Raw genomic sequence first — 4,550 nt, forward strand, 5'->3', positions numbered from 1 at the left:
TTCTGAAAACATACTATTTTACATAATTAAATAATACTCAACCTCACTTAAGTCATCCATTTATATATTCCTCTCTGCTATATCATTTATTTATATATTTTTCAAACATTTTATATGTCTTCTCAATAGCTTGAACCAATCTATCAATGTCTTCCTTAGTATTATAGAAATATAAGCTCGCTCTACACGTTGAATCTGTTTCCAGATATCTCATCAACGGCTGTGCACAATGGTTACCTGACCTGACTGCCACTTTATGAGAATCTAAGATACTTGCAACGTCGTGTGGATGAACTCCTTTCATATTGAAAGAAATAACACTGGAATGGTTTTTTCTATTTGAAGTTACATATAAATTAACATAGTCTAAATTTGATAGTTTATGTATAGCATAATCGGTTAATTCTTTATCTATTTCCTGGATTTTATCATATCCTAATTTTTCGATATAATCTATGGCAGCTCCTAATCCTACTACGCCTTCAACATTTTGTGTTCCTGCTTCAAATTTATTTGGAAGAGGTGCAAAGGTGGTTTCTTGCTCATACACATATTCGATCATATCTCCTCCCATTAGGAATGGAGTCATTTTATCAAGGATTTCTTTTTTACCATATAACACTCCAACTCCTAATGGTGCCAGCATTTTGTGTCCAGAAAATACCAAAAAGTCAGCGTCCAAATCCTTAACATCGATTTTCATATGTGGAATGCTTTGTGAAGCATCAACTATTACGATTGCTCCTTTTTTGTGTGCATATTCAATGATTTCTTTTACTGGATTTATAGTACCTAAAACATTTGATATATGTGTAATTCCAACAATTTTGGTCTTATCTGTTATTTTACTCTCAATTTCTTCTTTTGTTAATTCAAATTGCTCGTTAATATACATATATTTTAACTTACTATCCGTTTGCTTCGTCACCTTTTGCCAAGGAACTAAATTAGAATGATGCTCCATAATAGATATAACAACTTCATCATCTTTTTTGAGGTTTTCCACTCCATAGGAATATGCAAGTAAATTCAAACTTTCTGTTGCATTTTTTGAGAATATAATTTCCTCTGGCTTACTTGCATTAATAAATCTAGCTATCTTTTCTCTTGTTTCTTCATATAGCCTTGTTGCTTCTACACTAAGGCTATATGCTCCTCTATGGGGATTCGCATTGTATTTCTTATAAAATTCCTCTACTGCATCTATTACCTGGTTTGGTTTTTGCGTAGTTGCACCGCTATCCAAATATGCTATTTCTCCATTTTGTATCAATGGAAAATCTTTTCTGATTTTTTCTATATCCATCTTAACATCAAACCTTCCAATTTAATCTAATCTCTTATCTATCTCGGCTAGGACTTCTTCTTTTAATTCCTCTTGTTCTATTCTATCAATTATATGGGAAAATCTAGCTTTAACAATTAATTTCATTGCTTCTTTTTGGCTAAACCCTCTACTCAACAGATAAAATAATTGCTTCGGATCTACTTTTCCGGAAGCTGAGCTATGATTTCCTTCTACATCTTCTTCCGTACATAATAACATTGGTAACGCCTTTGATTTTGCTTTGTCAGATAATAACATACAAAATTCATTTTCATTTCCTTTTGCATACTTTGCTCCTGTTTTAAAATCAATGGTTCCTTTAAAGCTTTTAGTTGCCTGATCCTTTAATGCTCCTTGCACTTCAATATCTATCTTCGATTTCCTTCCATTTAAGTGAGCGATATAGTTTATATCTAGCTTCTGCTCTTCTTTTCCTAAATAAATACTATTCATGCTACCTGCTGCGTTATTTTGTGCTACATTCATATAGTAATTGGTAACACTACTTTTTCCACCAAAATCAACTGTTATAACCTCTGCCTTTGCATCTTCTTCCACATAGGATTCTAGGCTGAAAAAGTTTCTAGACTTTCCATTTAATAAGTTTACTAAGATAACTTGAACATTAGAATTTTTCTTAGCTTCTATTCTACAAATTCCATTATGATAATACTCATATGGAGAATTTTCATAATCCTGTGATTTGTATTTTAATATAACCGTTCCTTTGCATCCTTCTTCAGCTATGATTTCTACGTAGTCTACTAAGGAACGATTGTTTTCCTGAAAATCAAAATCCAATTCTACATTTTCTTGATTTTCATTAATAACAATTTTATAGCTTTGGTTTGATTGTTTTATTACTTGTTCTTCTAGTAAGTCACCGACTCCATACTTCAATGAGGCTTCTTTTTTTATTGCATTTGTTTGTAGTTTTGTTTCTCCACTTTTTATGGTTACTGAATCGAACGCCTTTATTACTTCCGGAACTGTAAAGCCCTCTAGGACAACGTCATTAACTCCAAACTTTTCACATGTTCTTATAGGCGATTCGTTTAATCTTATTTTTTCCATTATCCTATTGCTCCTTCCAATTCTAAATTAATCAAATTGTTCATTTCCACTGCATACTCAATTGGAAGTTCTTTTGAAATTGGATAAGCAAATCCTCTGACAATCATTGCCTTTGCATCTTCTTCTGATAATCCCCTTGACATCAGATAAAAGATTGCTTTGTCACTGATTTTACCGATCTTTGCTTCATGAGAGAATTCTACTTCCTCTGTTCTAATATCATTAACCGGAATTGTGTCAGATTTTGATATGCTATCAAGCATAAGTGATTCACAAGATACAGAGCACTTTGAATTCTTAGCCCTTTCAGCTATCTTTACTAGGGATCTATAGGTGCAGACTCCGCCATTCTTAGAAATTGATTTTCCATTTATTACACTAGAAGTATTTGGCGCGTTATGTACCACTTTAAAACCGTTATCTAAATTCTGCCCTTTACCAGCAAAGGAAATACCTGTATATTCTGTCTTTGCTCCTTCTCCATTTAAAACGCTCATTGGATATAGCATAGAAATTTTAGATCCAAAAGAACCTGATACCCAATCGATTTGAGCATTTTTTCCCGCGATTGCTCTTTTTGTATTTAGATTTAGCATATTTTTTGACCAGTTTTCGATCGTTGAGTATCTTAAATAAGCATTATCCTTTACATATAGCTCTACACAACCAGCATGAAGATTTACCTTGCTATACTTAGGTGCTGAACATCCTTCTACAAAATGAAGACTTGCTCCTTCATCTACAATAATTAAGGTATGTTCAAATTGTCCTGCTTCAGGTGAGTTTAATCTAAAGTAGGATTGTAGTGGAATTTCTACCTTTACTCCTTTTGGTACATATACGAATGATCCACCTGACCAAACAGCCCCATGTAGCGCTACAAATTTATGATCATAAACTGATATACACTTCATAAAATGTTCTTTTACCATTTCGGGATACTCTCTAACCGCTGTTTCCATATCAGTATAGATAACTCCCTGCTTTACAAGTTCTTCTCGAATGCTATGATATACTACCTCTGAATCATATTGTGCTCCAACACCTGCTAAAGATGTTCTTTCAGCTTCTGGAATTCCTAAGCTTTCAAAGGTCTTTTTAATATCTTCTGGAACATCATCCCAACTACTATTTAGTTTTGACTTTGGTTTTACATAGGTCGCAATTTCATCCATATTTAATTCAGAAAGGTCAGGTCCCCAGCTTGGTAAACTTAAAGAGTTGTATACGTTTAAAGCCTTTAACCTAAGCTCTCTCATCCAATCTGCTTCTTGCTTTTGATTTGAAATCTCTTCTATAATATCAGCAGTTAAACCTTTTCTTATTTTAAATTCATACTTATCTTCATTTTTTATATCATATATGTTACGATTTATTTCATCTACATACGTCTTGCTCATATTAATACCTTACCTTTCACACTATTATTCCAATTTATATTTTCCGTATCCTTCTTTTTCAATCTCATTGGCTAAATCTCTTGTTCCTGTCTTAACGATTTTGCCATCAACTAAGATATGTACATAATCTACTTTCAAATTCTCTAAAATCTTCGCATTGTGTGTAATAATCAAAACTGCATTTTCTTCGTTTTTGTACATTTGAATTCCTTTAGAAACCGTTCTAATGGCATCTACATCAAGTCCAGAATCTGTTTCATCTAAAATCGCAAGTTTTGGATTTAAAACTAGCATTTGAAGAATTTCATTTTTCTTTTTTTCTCCTCCAGAGAAATCCACATTTAAGTCTCTATCTATATAGGTTTGATTCATGTCTAGTTGTTCCATGTATCCCTTTAATTCATTTTTAAGTGCAAAAAATCTTACTGCTTCTCCTGTCATTTTATTCTTTGCATATTTTAAGAAGTTAAAAACCGAAACACCTGGTATTTCCTCTGGTGCCTGAAATGACATAAAGATTCCTTTTCTAGCAATTTCATCTGTCTTTAAGTTCGTTATATCCTCACCTTCAAAAGCTACTTCTCCATTATCTTTCTGATAACTAGAATTATTGAGAATTGAATGGGCAAGTGTTGATTTTCCCGCTCCGTTAGGTCCCATAACGATATGAATTTCTCCTGGATTAATCGTTAGATTTAATCCTTTTAATATTTCCTGACTTTCTGCTCTTACGTATAAATCTTTAATAT

4 protein-coding genes are annotated in these 4,550 nt (G+C 32.7%); all 4 read right to left on the bottom strand.

The genetic code is table 11. The features are described from left to right. Nucleotides 1-82: 82 nt before the first annotated feature. From ACW2QF_RS17950 to sufC, 4 genes are read right to left on the bottom strand one after another with little or no spacing between them, the layout of a single operon-like run. Nucleotides 83-1,306, bottom strand: coding sequence for an aminotransferase class V-fold PLP-dependent enzyme (locus ACW2QF_RS17950; protein WP_455717389.1), 1,224 nt, complete (start codon nt 1,304-1,306; stop codon nt 83-85). Nucleotides 1,307-1,327: 21 nt separating this feature from the next. Beyond that, nucleotides 1,328-2,401 (bottom strand): SufB/SufD family protein, encoded by a 1,074-nt coding sequence (locus ACW2QF_RS17955; RefSeq protein ID WP_455717390.1) that lies wholly within the window; start codon nt 2,399-2,401, stop codon nt 1,328-1,330. Beyond that, nucleotides 2,401-3,801, bottom strand: a complete 1,401-nt coding sequence (sufB, locus tag ACW2QF_RS17960; RefSeq protein WP_455717391.1) for a Fe-S cluster assembly protein SufB — start codon at nt 3,799-3,801, stop codon at nt 2,401-2,403. The genes ACW2QF_RS17955 and sufB overlap by 1 nt, the downstream gene beginning before the upstream one ends. 24 nt (nt 3,802-3,825) lie before the next feature. Continuing rightward, entirely contained in the window at nt 3,826-4,548 is a 723-nt protein-coding gene (gene sufC / locus ACW2QF_RS17965; RefSeq protein ID WP_455717392.1) for a Fe-S cluster assembly ATPase SufC, read from the bottom strand. Between the last annotated feature and the right edge of the window lie 2 nt (nt 4,549-4,550).

This window comes from Anaerosporobacter sp., assembly GCF_965301125.1.

Bases quoted from the DNA above. Each gene is read 5' to 3' on its own strand.
- sufB (WP_455717391.1), bottom strand. From the start codon at position 3,801: ATGAGCAAGACGTATGTAGATGAAATAAATCGTAACATATATGATATA.
- ACW2QF_RS17955 (WP_455717390.1), bottom strand. From the start codon at position 2,401: ATGGAAAAAATAAGATTAAACGAATCGCCTATAAGAACATGTGAAAAG.
- ACW2QF_RS17950 (WP_455717389.1), bottom strand. From the start codon at position 1,306: ATGGATATAGAAAAAATCAGAAAAGATTTTCCATTGATACAAAATGGA.